This is a genomic window from Mycoplana sp. 10N416, from assembly GCF_056394765.1.
The window spans coordinates 65,069-81,694 of the sequence record NZ_JBFTIM010000010.1 but is presented as its reverse complement, the minus strand read 5'-3'; the positions used below and the strand labels follow the sequence as shown (position 1 = coordinate 81,694).

20 protein-coding genes are annotated in these 16,626 nt (G+C 62.8%); 12 read left to right on the top strand and 8 right to left on the bottom strand.

Features of this window, described 5'->3' with window-relative positions:
• Positions 1–186 precede the first annotated feature (186 nt).
• The 11 genes from purC to AC1DDS_RS19995 all read left to right on the top strand — a co-directional run bounded on the left by purC (position 187) and on the right by AC1DDS_RS19995 (position 7,845).
• Positions 187–951: a phosphoribosylaminoimidazolesuccinocarboxamide synthase gene (gene purC, locus AC1DDS_RS20045; protein WP_310420699.1), complete on the top strand. Its 765-nt coding sequence runs from the start codon at positions 187–189 to the stop codon at positions 949–951.
• A gap of 67 nt (positions 952–1,018) precedes the next feature.
• A complete protein-coding gene (purS, locus tag AC1DDS_RS20040; protein ID WP_310420702.1) occupies positions 1,019–1,261 on the top strand; it encodes a phosphoribosylformylglycinamidine synthase subunit PurS in 243 nt (80 codons plus the stop codon).
• Between the two features lie 18 nt (positions 1,262–1,279).
• Positions 1,280–1,537, top strand: a complete 258-nt coding sequence (locus AC1DDS_RS20035; RefSeq protein WP_310420704.1) for a hypothetical protein — start codon at positions 1,280–1,282, stop codon at positions 1,535–1,537.
• The gene (purQ, locus tag AC1DDS_RS20030; protein ID WP_310420706.1) at positions 1,534–2,208 is read left to right on the top strand and encodes a phosphoribosylformylglycinamidine synthase subunit PurQ; all 675 of its coding nucleotides are present in this window, start codon (positions 1,534–1,536) and stop codon (positions 2,206–2,208) included. The genes AC1DDS_RS20035 and purQ overlap by 4 nt, the downstream gene beginning before the upstream one ends.
• 46 nt (positions 2,209–2,254) lie before the next feature.
• Positions 2,255–2,656, top strand: coding sequence for a hypothetical protein (locus AC1DDS_RS20025; RefSeq protein WP_477480456.1), 402 nt, complete (start codon positions 2,255–2,257; stop codon positions 2,654–2,656).
• 84 nt (positions 2,657–2,740) lie between these two features.
• Positions 2,741–3,088: an arsenate reductase (glutaredoxin) gene (gene arsC, locus AC1DDS_RS20020; protein ID WP_310420710.1), complete on the top strand. Its 348-nt coding sequence runs from the start codon at positions 2,741–2,743 to the stop codon at positions 3,086–3,088.
• 105 nt (positions 3,089–3,193) lie between these two features.
• On the top strand, positions 3,194–5,431 hold the full coding sequence (purL, locus tag AC1DDS_RS20015; RefSeq protein WP_477480455.1) for a phosphoribosylformylglycinamidine synthase subunit PurL: 2,238 nt from the start codon (positions 3,194–3,196) through the stop codon (positions 5,429–5,431).
• A 20-nt stretch (positions 5,432–5,451) separates the two neighbouring features.
• Entirely contained in the window at positions 5,452–5,685 is a 234-nt protein-coding gene (locus AC1DDS_RS20010; RefSeq protein ID WP_097140948.1) for a BolA/IbaG family iron-sulfur metabolism protein, read from the top strand.
• A gap of 10 nt (positions 5,686–5,695) precedes the next feature.
• Positions 5,696–5,938, top strand: a complete 243-nt coding sequence (locus AC1DDS_RS20005) for a hypothetical protein (RefSeq protein WP_477480454.1) — start codon at positions 5,696–5,698, stop codon at positions 5,936–5,938.
• A gap of 236 nt (positions 5,939–6,174) precedes the next feature.
• Complete coding sequence (gene grxD, locus AC1DDS_RS20000; protein WP_310420718.1) at positions 6,175–6,510, top strand: Grx4 family monothiol glutaredoxin; 336 nt, start codon at positions 6,175–6,177, stop codon at positions 6,508–6,510.
• A 129-nt stretch (positions 6,511–6,639) separates the two neighbouring features.
• Positions 6,640–7,845, top strand: coding sequence for a multidrug effflux MFS transporter (locus AC1DDS_RS19995; RefSeq protein ID WP_477480571.1), 1,206 nt, complete (start codon positions 6,640–6,642; stop codon positions 7,843–7,845).
• Between the two features lie 68 nt (positions 7,846–7,913).
• Here AC1DDS_RS19995 and AC1DDS_RS19990 read toward each other — a convergent pair whose 3' ends face one another.
• The 8 genes from AC1DDS_RS19990 to AC1DDS_RS19955 all read right to left on the bottom strand — a co-directional run bounded on the left by AC1DDS_RS19990 (position 7,914) and on the right by AC1DDS_RS19955 (position 14,997).
• Entirely contained in the window at positions 7,914–8,738 is an 825-nt protein-coding gene (locus AC1DDS_RS19990) for an inositol monophosphatase family protein (RefSeq protein ID WP_477480453.1), read from the bottom strand.
• Positions 8,722–9,612: a tRNA 2-thiocytidine(32) synthetase TtcA gene (gene ttcA / locus AC1DDS_RS19985; RefSeq protein WP_477480452.1), complete on the bottom strand. Its 891-nt coding sequence runs from the start codon at positions 9,610–9,612 to the stop codon at positions 8,722–8,724. Before ttcA ends, AC1DDS_RS19990 begins: the two co-directional genes overlap by 17 nt.
• 184 nt (positions 9,613–9,796) lie before the next feature.
• The gene (gene rpsD, locus AC1DDS_RS19980; RefSeq protein WP_477480451.1) at positions 9,797–10,414 is read right to left on the bottom strand and encodes a 30S ribosomal protein S4; all 618 of its coding nucleotides are present in this window, start codon (positions 10,412–10,414) and stop codon (positions 9,797–9,799) included.
• A gap of 223 nt (positions 10,415–10,637) precedes the next feature.
• Complete coding sequence (locus tag AC1DDS_RS19975) at positions 10,638–12,152, bottom strand: helicase HerA domain-containing protein (RefSeq protein WP_477480450.1); 1,515 nt, start codon at positions 12,150–12,152, stop codon at positions 10,638–10,640.
• Between the two features lie 121 nt (positions 12,153–12,273).
• Positions 12,274–12,645, bottom strand: coding sequence for a GFA family protein (locus AC1DDS_RS19970; RefSeq protein ID WP_477480449.1), 372 nt, complete (start codon positions 12,643–12,645; stop codon positions 12,274–12,276).
• A gap of 51 nt (positions 12,646–12,696) precedes the next feature.
• Complete coding sequence (gene murI, locus AC1DDS_RS19965; RefSeq protein WP_477480448.1) at positions 12,697–13,485, bottom strand: glutamate racemase; 789 nt, start codon at positions 13,483–13,485, stop codon at positions 12,697–12,699.
• The gene (locus AC1DDS_RS19960; RefSeq protein WP_310420732.1) at positions 13,472–14,311 is read right to left on the bottom strand and encodes an RNA methyltransferase; all 840 of its coding nucleotides are present in this window, start codon (positions 14,309–14,311) and stop codon (positions 13,472–13,474) included. Before AC1DDS_RS19960 ends, murI begins: the two co-directional genes overlap by 14 nt.
• A gap of 113 nt (positions 14,312–14,424) precedes the next feature.
• Entirely contained in the window at positions 14,425–14,997 is a 573-nt protein-coding gene (locus AC1DDS_RS19955; RefSeq protein WP_477480447.1) for a hypothetical protein, read from the bottom strand.
• Positions 14,998–15,269: 272 nt separating this feature from the next.
• Here AC1DDS_RS19955 and AC1DDS_RS19950 point away from each other — a divergent pair, with 272 nt between their 5' ends.
• Complete coding sequence (locus AC1DDS_RS19950; RefSeq protein ID WP_477480446.1) at positions 15,270–16,484, top strand: NADP-dependent isocitrate dehydrogenase; 1,215 nt, start codon at positions 15,270–15,272, stop codon at positions 16,482–16,484.
• The last annotated feature ends 142 nt before the right edge of the window (positions 16,485–16,626 follow it).

Sequence of the window (16,626 nt, the reverse complement as noted above, 5' to 3'; positions counted from 1 at the left end):
TTCCCGGTCCATAAATCAAATGCGTGTCGAAAGTGCAAATGCGTTTCGTCAAGCACTGGCCGGAAAGCCTGGAATTAAGGGAATCGGAACACTGGCCGATTGTTAAAGCGGCCCAATTCGTTTAAGGACCCCGGAAAGAAACGATATCTGCGTCACCCAATGACGCCAACTGCAGAGACAAAATCAATGAACCGTCGCCGCCGTATCTACGAGGGCAAGGCCAAGATTCTCTATGAGGGTCCCGAGCCGGGCACGCTGATCCAGTTCTTCAAGGACGACGCCACCGCCTTCAACAAGAAGAAGCATGACGTCATCGACGGCAAGGGCGTGCTCAACAACCGGATCTCGGAATACCTGTTTACCCATCTCAACAGGATGGGCATCCCGACCCACTTCATCCGCCGCCTCAACATGCGCGAGCAACTGATCAAGGAAGTCGAGATCATTCCGCTCGAAGTCGTCGTGCGCAACGTCGCCGCCGGTTCGCTGTCCAAGCGCCTGGGGATCGAGGAAGGCACCGTCCTGCCGCGCTCGATCATCGAGTTCTACTTCAAGGCCGACAACCTTGAAGACCCGCTCGTCTCCGAGGAACACATCACCGCGTTCGGCTGGGCCAGCCCGCAGGAACTCGACGACATCATGGCGCTTGCCATCCGCGTCAACGACTTCCTCTCCGGTCTTTTCCTCGGCGTCGGCATCCAGCTCGTCGACTTCAAGATCGAATGCGGCCGCCTCTATGAAGGCGACATGATGCGCATCATCATCGCCGACGAGATCTCGCCCGACAGCTGCCGCCTCTGGGATACCAACACCCAGGAGCGGATGGACAAGGACCGCTTCCGCCGCGACATGGGCGGACTGCTGGAAGCCTACCAGGAAGTGGCCCGGCGTCTCGGCATCATCAACGAGAACGAGCCGATCCGCGGCACCGGTCCCGTGCTGGTCAAGTAATTTCGCGGGCGGCTTTGTTCCGCCCGGGCCGTATGGCGAAACGACACATCCGTCTGAAGAGGAACACATGATCAAGGCACGCGTAACGGTCACGCTGAAGAACGGCGTTCTCGACCCCCAGGGCAAGGCGATCGAGGGCGCGCTCGGCGCGCTCGGCTTCGATGGCGTCGGCCATGTCCGTCAGGGCAAGGTCTTCGACCTGGAACTCCAGACCGCCGACAAGGCCAAGGCCGAGGCCGAGCTGAAGGACATGTGCGAGAAACTCCTGGCGAACACGGTGATTGAGAACTACACTATCGCCCTCGCCTGATGGTTGAAGGAGGCGGCGGTGGCCGAGATCACCAACGAGTTGATGTTTGAATTGCTGAAGAAGATTCAGGCTGACACCAACAGCCTGAAGCAGGGACAGTCCGAGATCAGGGCAGAGCTAAACGCCCTTCGCGGTACAATGGTCTCGGTGCAGCAGGATATTCACAATATCTACAGCGTACTTAGCCGCCACGAAACCCGCCTCGACCGTATCGAAAACCGCCTCGAATTGCGTGAACTCGCAGAGGCCCAGGCAAAGTTTGAGCCACACCCATGAAATCAGCCGTCGTCCAGCTTCCAGGCCTCAACCGTGACCGCGACATGATCGCAGCGCTCACCAAGATTTCCGGCAAAGCCCCCCTCACCGTCTGGCAGACGGAGACCGAAATCCCGGACGGTATTGACCTCATCGTCATCCCGGGCGGTTTTTCCTACGGCGATTACCTGCGCTGTGGCGCGATTGCCGCCCGCATGCCGGTGATGCAGGCAATCAAGGCGAAGGCCGAAGCCGGCGTGAAAGTGCTTGGCGTCTGCAATGGCTTCCAGATCCTGCTTGAAGCGGGCCTGCTGCCAGGCGCGCTGATGCGCAATGCCTCGCTGAAGTTCGTCTGCAGGGAGATCAAACTCGAAGTCGCCAACGCCGACACGGACTTCACCCGCGCCTACAGCCAGGGCCAGATCATCCGCTGCCCAGTCGCCCACCATGACGGCAATTTCTTTGCCGACGCCGAGACGCTGGCGAAGATCGAGGCCAACGGTCAAGTTGTCTTCCGCTATGCCGAAGGCACCAACCCGAATGGCGCGCTGAACGACATTGCAGGCGTGATCAACGAGAAGGGCAACGTTCTCGGCATGATGCCACATCCGGAGAATCTGATCGAGGCTGCCCATGGCGGATCCGACGGTCGCGGCCTTTTCGCCTCGGCCCTCGACGTAATCGCTGCTTAACCCAAAGCGCGTATCAGGGGCGCCTGTCCCGTCTGAAAGGCTCGCCATGCGCCCCTTTGCCTCCTCCAAGGCCCTCATTCCGCTTGTTCTCGCCACAGCCGCTCTCGTTTCCGCCTGTCAGTCGGCGCCGCCGGCGCCGAAGGCCAGCACCGCCGCCCTGCCGACGATGGAGCGGATTGCGCTCGGCGCCAACAGCTGCTGGTTCAAGTCGGGCGACGCCGCGTTCTCCGCCTATCGCCTCGCGCCTGAACTGAACTCGTTCTCCGGAAAGCCGCGCATTCTCGTGGTGCCGCGTCGTTCCCCGGAATCGCGGCCGCTGCTGGTCGTACAGGCGGAGGGACAACCGGCCAAGCTCAGCGCCTTCGGGCCGCTGATGGATGAGCCGGTCTCTTCGCGGATCGCCACGGACGTGAAGCGTTGGGCCGCCGGCGGCAAGGGCTGCCATTAGACCTCCGCAAACGCCCAGCGTAGAGTTACAAAAATAAGTGCGTCGGGATATCTTCCCGGCGCCTGTTTTCTTTCAGAGGAAGCAATGACGATCCAGATCCTCCACAATCCCCGCTGTTCGACTTCGCGCAAGGCGCTGGAGATGATCCGCGAGGCCGGGCACGAACCGGAGATCATCGAATATCTGAAGAACCCGCCGACGCGCGAGGAACTCGTCAGCATACTCGTCGCCATGGACGCCGCCCCGCGTGAGATCCTGCGCGCCAAAGAGCCACTCGCCAAGGAGCTCGGGCTTCTGGACCCTGCCCGCACCGATCGCGAGTTGATCGACGCCATGCTGGAGAACCCGATCCTGATCGAGCGGCCGATCGTGATCACCAAGAAGGGCGCCCGCCTGGGCCGCCCCGTCGAAAGAGTGACCGAACTCCTCTAAAACCGCGGCCCGCCTCCCTGTTGAGGCGGCCATTTTCCTGTCGCGCCGGTCTTCCGCATGCGCTAAAGAGACCGCAAAGCCCTCCTACGGACAAGACGAGAGACGATGACCATCTCCAACAGCCGCCCGATCACCCCGGAGCTTATCGCCGCCCACGGGCTGAAGCCGGATGAATATGAGCGCATCCTGTCGCTGATCGGTCGTGAACCGACCTTCACCGAGCTCGGCATCTTCTCGGCAATGTGGAACGAGCACTGCTCCTACAAGTCTTCCAAGCGCTGGCTGCGCACGCTGCCGACCAAGGGGCCGCGCGTGATCCAGGGTCCGGGCGAGAATGCCGGCGTAGTCGACATCGATGACGGCGACTGCGTCGTCTTCAAGATGGAGAGCCACAACCATCCCTCCTACATCGAACCCTACCAGGGCGCCGCCACGGGCGTCGGCGGCATCCTGCGCGACGTCTTCACCATGGGCGCTCGTCCGATTGCGGCGATGAACGCGCTGCGTTTCGGCGAGCCGGATCATCCGAAGACGCGTCACCTGGTCTCCGGCGTCGTCTCGGGCGTGGGCGGCTACGGCAATTCCTTCGGCGTGCCGACCGTCGGCGGCGAAGTCGAGTTCGACCCGCGCTACAACGGCAACATCCTCGTCAATGCCTTTGCCGCCGGCCTCGCCAGGACCGACGGCATCTTCTACTCCAAGGCTGAAGGCGTCGGTCTTCCGGTCGTCTATCTCGGCGCCAAGACCGGTCGCGACGGCGTCGGCGGCGCGACGATGGCGTCGGCCGAATTCGACGAGTCGATCGAGGAGAAGCGTCCGACCGTGCAGGTCGGCGACCCCTTCACCGAGAAGTGCCTGCTGGAGGCCTGCCTTGAGCTGATGCAGACCGGTGCCGTCATCGCCATCCAGGACATGGGTGCGGCTGGCCTGACCTGCTCGGCGGTCGAGATGGGCGCCAAGGGCGACCTCGGCATCGAGCTGAACCTCGACCTCGTGCCGGTTCGCGAAGAACACATGACCGCCTACGAGATGATGCTGTCGGAAAGCCAGGAGCGCATGCTCATGGTTCTTCGCCCCGAGAAGGAGCAGGAAGCCGAGGCAATCTTCCACAAGTGGGGTCTGGACTTTGCCATCGTCGGCCATACGACCGACGATCTGCGCTTCCGCATCATGCACCAGGGCGAGGAAGTCGCAAACCTGCCGATCAAGGAACTGGGCGACGAAGCGCCGGAATACGACCGGCCGTGGCGGGAGCCCGGCAAGGCGTCGCCCCTGCCCGCCTCCATGGTCGCCGAGCCCGACGACTACGGCCTGGCGCTGCTGAAGCTCGTCGGTTCGCCGAACCAGTCGAGCCGCCGCTGGGTCTACGAGCAATACGACACGCTGATCCAGGGCAACTCGCTGCAGGTCCCCGGCGGCGACGCCGGCGTCGTGCGCGTCGAGGGCCATCCGACCAAGGCGCTCGCCTTCTCGTCCGACGTGACGCCGCGCTATGTCGAGGCCGATCCGTTCGAGGGCGGGAAGCAGGCGGTGGCCGAATGCTGGCGCAACATCACCGCGACGGGCGCCGAGCCACTGGCTGCGACCGACAACCTGAACTTCGGCAACCCGGAAAAGCCCGACATCATGGGCCAGTTCGTCAAGGCGATCCAGGGCATCGGCGAGGCCTGCCGAGCGCTCGACTTCCCGATCGTCTCCGGCAACGTCTCGCTCTATAACGAGACGAACGGCGTCGCCATCCTGCCGACCCCCACCATTGCCGGTGTTGGCCTGCTGCCGGATTGGTCGATCATGGCCAAGGTCGGCAGCGCCAATGAGGGCGACCACGTCATCCTGATCGGCGGTGACGGCACGCATCTCGGCCAGTCGGTCTACCTGCGCGACGTGCTCGGCATCATCGACGGCCCGGCGCCGACAGTTGACCTTGCGGACGAGCGCCGCAACGGCGACTTCATCCGCTCGGCGATCCGCAACGGCCAGGTCAGCGCCTGTCACGACATTTCCTCGGGCGGCCTCGCCGTGGCGCTTGCCGAAATGGCGATGGCGTCCGGCAAGGGCATGAAGATCAGCCTGTCGGAAGCGAACGGCCCGGCGCACGCCCTGCTCTTCGGCGAAGACCAGGCGCGTTACGTCATCACCATCCCGGCAGACCTCGCCAACTTCCTCTGCGCCAACGCAGAAGGGGCCGGCGTACCGTTCCGCCGCCTCGGTACCGTCGATGGCACCAGCCTCGTTGTCGACGATCTGCTCGCGCTCCCGATTGACCGATTGCGCGACACCCATGAATCGTGGTTCCCTGACTTCATGGATGGCAGTTCGAATGCAGCGGCTGCCGCCGAATAGAAGATAAGGGAGTGCATCACATGCCCATGGCACCAGGTGAAATCGAAGACATGATCAAGGCCGGCATTCCAGGGGCCAAGGTCACGATCCGGGATCTCGCGGGCGATGGGGATCACTACGCCGCCGAAGTTGTCGCGGAAGCCTTCCGCGGCAAGACCCGCGTGCAGCAGCACCAGATGGTCTACAATGCATTGAAGGGCAACATGGGCGGGGTTCTCCACGCACTCGCCCTGCAGACATCGGCACCGGAGTGAGTTCGCCAAGATGGCGGGCGTGATCGAGGAATTCGTCTCCGGAGTCGTCAGCAGCGCCTTGAAGGAAGTGCTGAACAAATCCGGCGTACGAGGGACAAAGACGAGGCGAACCCGCCGTCGTACCAGCAAGACCAAGTCTGGCGGCATTCTAGCGGACATCGTCGAGGCCGCCCTGAAGCCGAAGCCTGCCCGCAAGCAGGTCAGCCGGCGCAGGACCGCCGCCGCCCGCAGCAAGCAACGCAGCCGCGCCTAAAGCGCGTCGCGATCTTTCAGATTCGCTTGCCACGCTTTAGGTCCTTTTTCCTTCGCATGTCTTTGTCCCGAAACCGGTTCCCACTTTCGGGATACATGCTTTAAGCCCGAGGCTGGTTCATCAGCAGATTTGATGGAACATATCGACGCGGGGTGATGGAAATTCATCCCGCGCATGCTATTTAAGTGGCAACTCAGCGGTTCGGGCCTTGAACCCGGATAGAAAAGGGATTCGAAATGAGTGGCATTCACGATTTCATCGACAACGAGGTCAAGAACAATGACGTCGTGCTCTTCATGAAGGGCACCCCGCAGTTTCCGCAGTGCGGATTCTCCGGCCAGGTCGCGCAGATCCTCGACTACGTCGGCGTGGACTACAAGGGCATTAACGTGCTGGCCGACGCAGACCTCCGCCAGGGCATCAAGGATTACTCCAACTGGCCGACGATTCCGCAGCTCTACGTCAAGGGCGAGTTCGTTGGCGGCTGTGATATCGTCCGCGAAATGTTCCAGTCCGGGGAACTGAAGTCCCACCTCGAAGGACAGGGGATCGCAGTCAAGGGCGCCGCGTAAGGTACCTTCGGACCGCAGTCAGACCGGAAATCGATCGAGGCGCCGCTCCCAACGGCGCCTCCTCTCATTTATACATGGATTTTCAATATGAGCGCACTTTCGGCCGAAGCCATCCGGCGCCTGAACGGTATGGGAAAAATCGAATTCATCGCTCTGATGGCGATGCTGATGGCGCTGAACGCGCTTGCCATCGACATCATGCTGCCGGGGCTCCAGCAGATCGGCGCTAGCCTCGGCGTGGAGAACGAGAACCACCGGCAATACGTCATTTCCGCCTATTTGATCGGGTTCGCAATTGCGCAGCTATTGTACGGGCCGATCTCCGACCGGTTCGGGCGCCGGGCTCCCATGTTTGTCGGCCTCGGCATCTATATCGTTTCTTCCTTTGTTGCCGTGCTCGTTCCGAGCTTTGCAGCCTTGCTGACGTTACGCTTCGTGCAGGGCATCGGCTCCTCGGCCATGCGCGTGATCACCGTCTCGATCGTGCGCGACATCTTCGGCGGCCGGGCGATGGCGGAAATCATGTCGCTGATCATGATGGTCTTCATGATCGTCCCCGTGCTTGCTCCCGGCACCGGACAGGTCGTCATGCTGTTCGGCGACTGGCACCTGATCTTCATCTTCATGGGTGTGATCGGGTCCCTAGTAGCCGCCTGGATGTACTTTCGTCTGCCGGAGACGCTCGCGCCGGAAGACGTCCGCCCCTTTACGCCGGCCTCCGTGCTGGAGGGATTCCGGATCGTGCTGACGAACCGCGTGGCGCTCTGCTACACGCTCGCAAGCACCTTCATCTTCGGCGCGCTGTTCGGCTTCATCAATTCCGCCCAGCAGATCTATGTCGGCATCTATGAACTCGGTGTGTGGTTCCCGGTCGCGTTCGCCGGCGTCGCCGCGTTCATGGCCCTCTCGTCCTTCGTCAATGCGAGGCTGGTCGGACGTTTCGGCATGCGACCCCTGTCACATGGGGCGCTGGTCGGCTTTCTGACCGTGAACACGATCTGGCTGGCCTGCACGCTGGCCTGGCCGGGGCATGTGCCCTTCCCGATCTTCATCATCCTGTTCGCGCTGGCGATGTTCCAGTTCGGCTGGATCGGCTCGAACTTCAACTCGCTGGCGATGGAGCCGCTCGGCCATGTGGCCGGCACCGCCTCGTCCGTCCTCGGCTTCATGGGCACGGCCGGTGGCGCCGTCATTGGCGGCGCCATTGGTCAGGCCTTCAACGGTACCGCGTTGCCGCTTGTACTGGGGTTCTTTTCGGTCGGCGTCATTGGCCTGGTCTTCGTGCTGATCGCAGAACGGGGAAAGCTGTTCCAGTCCCAGAGCCAGCCGGCCTGATCCGATCGGCCGCAACAAAAATGGCCCGGACAAACATCCGGGCCTTTCTTTTGCTTACCGGAAATCCGTCAGTCGACGAAAACGTCGCGACGCATCATTGCCCAGCTTTCCCTATCGGGCGCGATCAGGAGACCGCCGTCGACATGGCGGGGTTCGTAGGCGGAACCGTCGAGGCGCGCAGCATAGGCGCCGGCCTCCTGGCTGATCAGCGTGCCGGCGAGGTGATCCCAGGGCATCAGCTTGTTGTACATGAGATAATGCACGTGCCCCGCGGCAAAGGTCCGGTACTCGTGCGCCGCGCAACGGTAGTTCGACGCAAACGCCACCTTGGCAAGGTTGGCCATCACCCGCGCCCGTTTTTCAGGAGGCAGAAAGCCGGTCGAGGCCATCCCGGTCATCTCCGCAAGCGGAACGGCATCAGCCGCCTTCAGTCGAACGGCAGGGCGGTCCCCACCGGTCTGCCACGCGCCAGCACCCTTCTCGGCCAGAACGAAATCGTCGCCCATCGGATCGTAGATCACGCCGGCGATGGTTTCGCCGCCCGAAACGACAGCCGCCATGACGCCGAACAGCGGCACGCCGGCGGCGAAGTTGAAAGTTCCGTCGATCGGATCGACGATCACTGCCAGATCCGCCTGCGCAAGTTTCGGCAGCAGTGCCGGATCGGCGGCTACGCTTTCCTCGCCGATGAACTGCGCACCCGGCAGGACGGCCTCCATGCCGGCCTTGATGTAGCGCTCGGCGGCCTCATCGGCCTCCGTCACCAGATCGATCGCGCTCGTCTTGGTCCGCACGTCGCCTTCGGCCAGCGCGCGAAAACGCGGGCGGATCTCCACCTCCGCCGCTGCGCGGAGAAGGAGGGCGAGCGCATTGATGTCAATTTGTGTCGTCATTCGCAGGTACCGCGGCAAGGGAGGAGAAATCGAAAAGCGTCGGGTCCAGAAGGTGCGATGGAATCACATGCGCGAGGGCGCGCAGCATCGTGTCCTTGCGGCCGGGCATGCGCGCCTCGATGTCGGCCAGCATCGCCTTCATCGCATTTCGCTGCAGACCATCCTGCGAGCCGCAGAGGTCGCAAGGGATGATCGGAAACTGCATCGCCGTCGCGAACTTCGCCAGGTCGTCCTCCGCGGCATAGGCAAGCGGGCGAAGCACCATGAGGTCGCCATCATCGTTGAGAAGCTTCGCCGGCATCGACGCCAGGCGTCCGCCGTGGAAGAAATTCATGAAGAAGGTCTCGAGGATATCCTCGCGATGATGGCCGAGGACGAGCGCGTCGCATCCCTCCTCCCGTGCGATCCGGTAGAGGTTGCCGCGCCGCAGCCGCGAGCAGAGCGAGCAATAGGTCGCCCCCTCCGGCACTTTCTCCTTCACCACCGAATAGGTATCGCGATACTCGATCCGATGCTTGACGCCGATCGAGGCAAGGTAGTTCGGAAGGACGTGCTTGGGAAAGTTCGGCTGGCCCTGATCGAGGTTGCAGGCGACCAGCTCGACCGGCAGCAGGCCGCGCCATTGCAGATCCAGGAGCAGCGCCAGCAGGCCATAACTGTCCTTGCCGCCGGAAAGTCCGATGAGCCAGCGCTTCTGCACTTTGAGCATGGCGAAGTCGTCCATCGCCTGGCGAACCTGTCGCAGCAGCCGCTTGCGCAACTTGTTGAACGACACCGACGACGGCATCTGCGAGAAAAGCGGATGGTCAACGGCGATATCCGCCGTCTCGGCCACTTCGAATTCGCTGCTGTTGGTGCTTGCTGCGACGTTCATCTTCCGCTCCTGTTCGGTGCGCGGCCGAACGTAATCTTTTGCTGCGAGGAGGAATTGCCCGTCGAGGGCGCCAAGATCAAGCGGTTTCTGCGCATCAGTCCTGCAGCGCTGACAATTGCCAAGTCGAAACGAAAAAAGCCGCCCGGTTGGGGCGGCTTTCGAAATCCAATGGCCGAGGCCAGGATTAACGCGAATAGAATTCGACGACCAGGTTCGGTTCCATGATGACCGGGTACGGTACGTCGGAAAGCGCCGGAACGCGTGCGTAGGTCGCAACCATCTTGTTGTGGTCGACTTCGATGTAGTCCGGAACGTCGCGCTCGGCGAGCTGGACCGATTCGAGAACCGTTACGAGCTGCTTGGACTTTTCCTTCACCTCGATCACGTCGCCGGGCTTGCAACGGTAAGAACCGATGTTGACGCGGACGCCATTGACCTTGACGTGGCCGTGGTTGATGAACTGACGCGAAGCGAAGACCGTCGGAACGAACTTGGCGCGGTAGACGATCGCGTCGAGACGCGACTCGAGCAGACCGATCAGGTTCTCCGAGGCGTCGCCCTTACGACGGTTGGCTTCGTCGTAGATGGCGCGGAACTGCTTCTCGCGGATGTCGCCGTAGTAGCCCTTCAGCTTCTGCTTGGCGCGCAGCTGCACGCCGAAGTCGGAGAGCTTGGACTTGCGGCGCTGGCCGTGCTGGCCCGGGCCGTATTCGCGGCGGTTCACCGGGGACTTCGGACGGCCCCAGATGTTTTCGCCCATGCGGCGGTCGATTTTGTACTTGGATGAAGCGCGCTTGCTCATCGCATTTCCTTTCAATCAGCTACACCGGTTTGTTTCCAAACCGGATCAAGGAAACACGCCCTCCTCTGAATGCCATGCTGGCCTTCTGACAGGTTTCTCACGATACGCGGACCGGAGAAGCCACGGGACATGTCAAATGAAACACCGGACATCTCTGCCCGGCGTCGGGGCGTCAGTATGTGAGTTTTACAAATTTGTCAAACCGAATATGGGCATCTGCAGCTTATTCCGCCGCGTGGCGCAACGTGTCCGTCAGATCCGGGCCATTGGCGTCGCCCGGCTGCGTTTCGCAGGCCAGATCCGGGAAAGCGACGATGCGCAGGCCGGCCAGATCGCTGTGGACGACGATCAGCCCCTGCTCCTCGAAATAGCCGAGCAGGCGACGTGCCCGGCGGGCGGAATGGGTGCCATAGGCCCGGGCAATCATCGCATCGGACGGACACGGTAACCCGCGCACGGCCGCCTGCGCGACAAGCAGGAAAACGCCCTGCAGATCCTCGGTCACCGCACGTGACAGTTCGAGAGCGGTGGCCCAGAGTTCCGTTCCCGCCGTCTCCGCATCGACCCCTGAGCGCGCGACGGCCATCTTGCGGCGGAAGGCCGGCAGCGACAGCGGCGCGCCGGGAACGCGGCGGATTCGGCAACGCACGAGAAAATCCTGGAACAGCTCGGCATCGGCGCGAAAGGCCGCACCGGGATTGTCGAGGATTTCAGCCAGCACCTGATCGAGCAGGGCCTCGCGCTCCTCCGCCGGCATTTCCGGAGCTGCAGGCCGCGCCGCCTCAACGGCGACCGGTTCCGGACGGGCGCGTGAAAGTTCGGCGAGGATGTCGGTCGTCGGCCGCGGCTGCGGGGCGACGCGGCGCACCAGCGGGCGCGTGAATTCCTCAGGATCGGGCGTGAAGATCAGGTCCTCGACGTCCTGCGGCGCCTCCGGCAGCGGCATCAGCTTCGGGCTTGTCGAGCGGGCGGACGTCTCGACCGGCCCGATCGTGACCGGCAGCGGGCGACGCGACAGCGCCGGACCGAGCGCCACGAAAGCGCCGCGCTTCAGGTCGCGGAACATTTCCGCCTGGCGGCGGTCCATGCCGAGCAGGTCTGCGGCCCGGGCCATGTCGATATCGAGGAAGGTGCGCCCCATCAGGAAGTTGGAGGCTTCGGCGGCAACGTTCTTGGCAAGCTTCGCCAGCCGCTGCGTGGCGATCACGCCGGCAAGCCCGCGCTTGCGGCCGCGGCACATCAGGTTGGTCATCGCGCCGAGCGAAACCTTTCGGGCCTCCTCACCGACATCGCCGGCGACCGACGGCGCAAACATCTGCGCCTCGTCGACCACGACCAAGACCGGGTACCAGTAGTCGCGATCGGCATCGAACATCGCATTCAGGAAGATGCCGGCCGCGCGCATCTGCTGCTCGACCTCGAGGCCTTCAAGCGAGAGCACGCACGAGACGCGGTGCTGGCGGATCCGCGTGGCAATGCCGATCAGTTCGGCATCGGTGCGCTCACCCTCGACCACCACATGGCCGAACTTGTCGGACAGGGTGACGAAATCGCCCTCGGGGTCGATGATGCACTGCTGCACCCAGGGCGCGGACTGCTCGAGCAGACGTCGGAGCAGGTGAGACTTGCCGGAACCGGAGTTGCCCTGCACGAGCAGACGGGTCGCGAGCAGTTCCTCGATATCGAGCGTGGCCGGCGCGCCGCCCTGCGCCGTTCCCATGTCGATGCCGACCTTCATTCAACCCTCGTGCTCATCGATTGGCTCGGCCAGTCTGGTGCGGCCGGAAAAACGGGACAGGCCTAGCACGAAATCGGTTACTGCGGGCAAGTGATTGCAAAAACCCACAGGAAGGTGGGCTTCACCAGAGATTCTTGCCGTCGATCACCGTTACCGGTGCTTCGGCTGCATCGAAATCGTCCAACAGCCGTGCATTGATGCCGATTCGGCGGCTGATTCCATCCCAGCCGCCGCCGATCTCGAAGGCCGGACTGTCGGTATAGGTGCCGCAGCCGCACGCGGCGCAGAAATGGTGGGCGACCAGCCCCGTGTTCCAGCGATAGATCGAATCGTGGCTCGGAACGCCGACGATCCGAAGCTGGCCGGGCTCGTAATAGGCATAGAGCTGGCCGCGCTTGGAACAAAACGAGCAGGTGCAACGCGTCAGCGCCTGTGGCAGTTCACCATCGATCTCGAAAACCGTATCGCCGCAATGACATCGTCCGCGTAGCATCGGTGCCTCCCCGTCGCCTGAGTGACAGACGAGAGAAGGTAAGGCGCTGCGTCAGACCTTCAAGCCGAACCCCTGCATCAGCCGTTGCGTGGCAAAATCCGGCCGACCGGAGGTGAAGATGGCGACATCTTCGCCGGGGGCCAGGACCTCGAGCGGCGGCACCAGCCGGCGCGCCTGGCGGGCGATTGCCTCCGCCGGATCGAGCCAGTCGACCGGCCAGGGCGCAAGGCGGCGGAAGACGTTCGCCATGAAGGGATAGTGCGTGCAGGCCAGCACGACGATATCGGTCTTGCGCCCGTCCCGCTCGACGAAGCACTGGTCGATCTCGGCCGTCACCGCCTCGTCCGACAGCGTTTCACCGCGGATATAGGCCTCCGCCATCCGCGCCAGGTTTTCCGAGCCGACAAGGCGCACATGGCATTGCGTCGCAAAGGATTGGATCAGGTCGCGCGTGTAGGCGCGCTTGACCGTTCCCGGCGTCGCCAGCACGGATACGAGCCCCGAGCGGGTGCGCTCGGCGGCCGGCTTGATCGCCGGAACGGTGCCAACGAAGCGCATCGCCGGAAAGGTGGCGCGCAGGTCGGCACCAACGAGCGTAAAGGCGGTGTTGCAGGCGATGACGCAAATCTCCGGGTCGTGCTGCGCCAGCAGTTTGTCAAAGAGCGCGATGATGTGTTTCTTCAGCGCAACCTCTTCCCAGCCGCCGTAGGGAAAGCCCGCATCGTCGGCGACGTAGATGAAGTGCCGCTCCGGCATCAGCACGCGCGCCTCGCGCAGCACGGTCAGCCCGCCGATGCCGCTGTCGAACACGAGGATGGGTTTGGGGCTATTCGTCGCCACGGGCAGCCTTCGGCCTTCTGTTTCTGGTGCGGTTCAGCACCGGCGCGCCCGAGCCGCGCGGCGCGTCGCGGGTGAATCGATCGAGACAGGAAACAATGCCACGCAAGACCTGGATTTCCGAACCGGTGAACGATGGGCGTGTGAGTGCGGCACGCAGATTCTCGATCAATTTCGGCTTCTTGGCGGCGGGACGGAAGTAGCCGCGCGCGTCGAGCGCTTCCTCGACATGGTCGAACAGGCCCTGTAGCTCGTCCTTTTTTGCTGGGCGCTGCGGCAGCGCGCTGAAGGCCGTTTCTTCGATCGACCCCATGCCGGTCTTCATCCACTCGTAGCTCATCAGCAGAACGGCCTGCGCCAAATTGAGCGATGCAAAAGCGGGATTGACCGGAAAGGTGACGAGTTCGTCGGCGAGCGCGATCTCCTCGTTGGTCAGCCCGGTGCGCTCACGACCGAACAGGATGCCGGTCCCCTCGCCCGCGCGAAATCGCGCCCGCAGCGTCTCGGCCGCCACCACCGGTGAGCGCACCTCCTTGTAGCCGTAGCGGTCGCGCGCCGTCGTGGCATAGACGAAATTGAGGTCGGCGACCGCCTCCTCCAGCGACGAGAAGACCTTCGTTGCCGCAATGACATGATCCGCCTTGCTCGCAGCCGAAATCGCCTTCTCGCTCGGCCAGCCATCCCGCGGGTTGACGAGGCGCAGCTCGGCCAGACCGAAATTGGCCATGGCGCGCGCCACCATGCCGATGTTTTCACCAAGCTGGGGGTGGACCAGAATAATCGCCGGCCCTTCCGCTATCAGTTGCCGCTCGCTATTCGTGCCCGCCATCCGCTCAACCGTCTTATTTTCCGTTGGTGCCGTCATTTGCCGGGGCGAAGTCGTCCCGGTCCTCCGGCCGCGCTCCCCTGCCACATCGCGCGGAAAAAGGAAAGAATGCCGCCCTATTCGGGCGAGACGTCTTCCTGGTCCGGTTGCGGGTTGGCCCCCTCCTTCGCGATCTCCGTCAGTTCCGCCTTCAGCGAGCCCGGATCACCGTCCTGCGGCCGCAGGATGTCGTCGACAACGGGGCGGCCATCCTCCTCGACCACTTGGAAGTCCACCTCCGCCGGCGTCCAATCCGCTGCCCGTTCGCCGAAACAATGGGTGTTGTCGAAGGTCGTCTTCACCGTCGTCACACCAGCGGCGGCCGGCGCCGCCTCGATCTTCAGGTCCTTGATCGAACAGCCGTCCTGGCCCATGGCAATCACGTCGTAGTCGAACGGCGATCCGCCGTCCTCGTAGGCCGGATACTTTGCCGCCTCGCGATATTTCGCGACGAAATCCTTGCTGTAGAGCCGCTTCAGGAACTCGTCATTGAAATAGTCGACGTAATCCGGTGGATTGTCGTTGTCGTTGGCAAGATCGGCCCAGTTGTTCGTTGCCGTGGTCATGATTTCACGCACCGGTTCCGCAGCGTCTGCCGCAAAAGCAAGGGACGGCAACAGGACGAGTGCGGCGGCGAGGCATAGACGCATGGTGGTAATCTCCCCGGAAAGGATTGCATGGGGGCCGAGCGGCCCTGGCTGATGCGCTACCAATTGGCCACCCTTTGCGGCAAATTTCCGGGAACGACTCGCATCGGTCGACGACCCGGCATCTGAGTCGCGGAGCATATTCCTTGGCGGGCGAAAATAAAGTCTCTCAGTCCTTGGTCGGCTTTGCCTTCCCTGCCCCAAGTGGTATAGCCGCACGCGATCGCTACTTCACGAAACGGGGCATCCGGCCCCACTAGGCTACGAGGCAATCCATGAAAAAGATCAAGGTCGCCAATCCGGTCGTCGAACTCGACGGCGACGAGATGACGCGCATCATCTGGCAGTTCATCAAGGACAAGCTGATCCATCCGTACCTGGACATCGACCTGAAGTACTTCGACCTCGGCATGGAGAACCGCGACGCCACCGACGACCAGGTGACGGTCGATGCCGCCAACGCGATCAAGAAGCATGGCGTCGGCGTCAAGTGCGCCACCATCACCCCGGACGAAGCGCGCGTCGAGGAGTTCAAGCTGAAGAAGATGTGGAAGTCGCCGAACGGCACGATCCGCAACATCCTCGGCGGCGTCATCTTCCGCGAGCCGATCATCTGCAAGAACGTGCCGCGCCTCGTTCCCGGCTGGACCAAGCCGATCATCGTCGGCCGCCACGCCTTCGGCGACCAGTACCGCGCCACCGACTTCAAGTTCCCCGGCAAGGGCAAGCTGACGATGAAGTTCGTCGGCGAGGACGGCAAGGAAATCGAATACGACGTCTTCGATGCGCCGTCCGCCGGTGTCGCCATGGGCATGTACAATCTCGATGACTCGATCACCGAATTCGCCCGCGCCTCGTTCAACTACGGCCTGCAGCGCAAGGTGCCGGTCTATCTCTCAACCAAGAACACCATCCTGAAAGTCTATGACGGCCGCTTCAAGGACATCTTCCAGGAGGTCTTCGACGCCGAGTTCGCCGACAAGTTCAAGGAAGCGAAGATCTGGTACGAGCACCGGCTGATCGACGACATGGTCGCCTCGGCGCTGAAGTGGTCCGGCGGCTACGTCTGGGCCTGCAAGAACTATGACGGCGACGTGCAGTCGGACATCGTCGCGCAGGGCTTCGGCTCGCTCGGCCTGATGACCTCGGTGCTGATGACGCCGGACGGCCAGACGGTCGAAGCCGAAGCGGCGCACGGCACCGTCACCCGCCACTACCGCCAACACGAGAAGGGCGAGGAGACCTCGACCAACTCGATCGCCTCGATCTTCGCCTGGACCCGCGGCCTGGCGCACCGCGCCAAGCTCGACGGCAATGCCGAACTGGCGAAGTTCGCCACGACGCTCGAAAAGGTCTGCGTGGACACCGTCGAGGCCGGCTTCATGACCAAGGACCTGGCGCTCCTGATCGGTCCCGACCAGCCGTGGCTCTCCACCACCGGCTTCCTCGACAAGATCGACGAGAACCTGAAGAAGGCCATGGCCGCCTGAGCGGCACCCAACAGAAGATGATCACGACCCGGCCTCGCGCCGGGTCAAAGAAAAAAGCCCGTCACGAGAGATCACGTGACGGGCTTTTGCTTTAAACGACTTATAGCGTCCTCGGCGACAACGGGAAATCGAAGACGTCAAT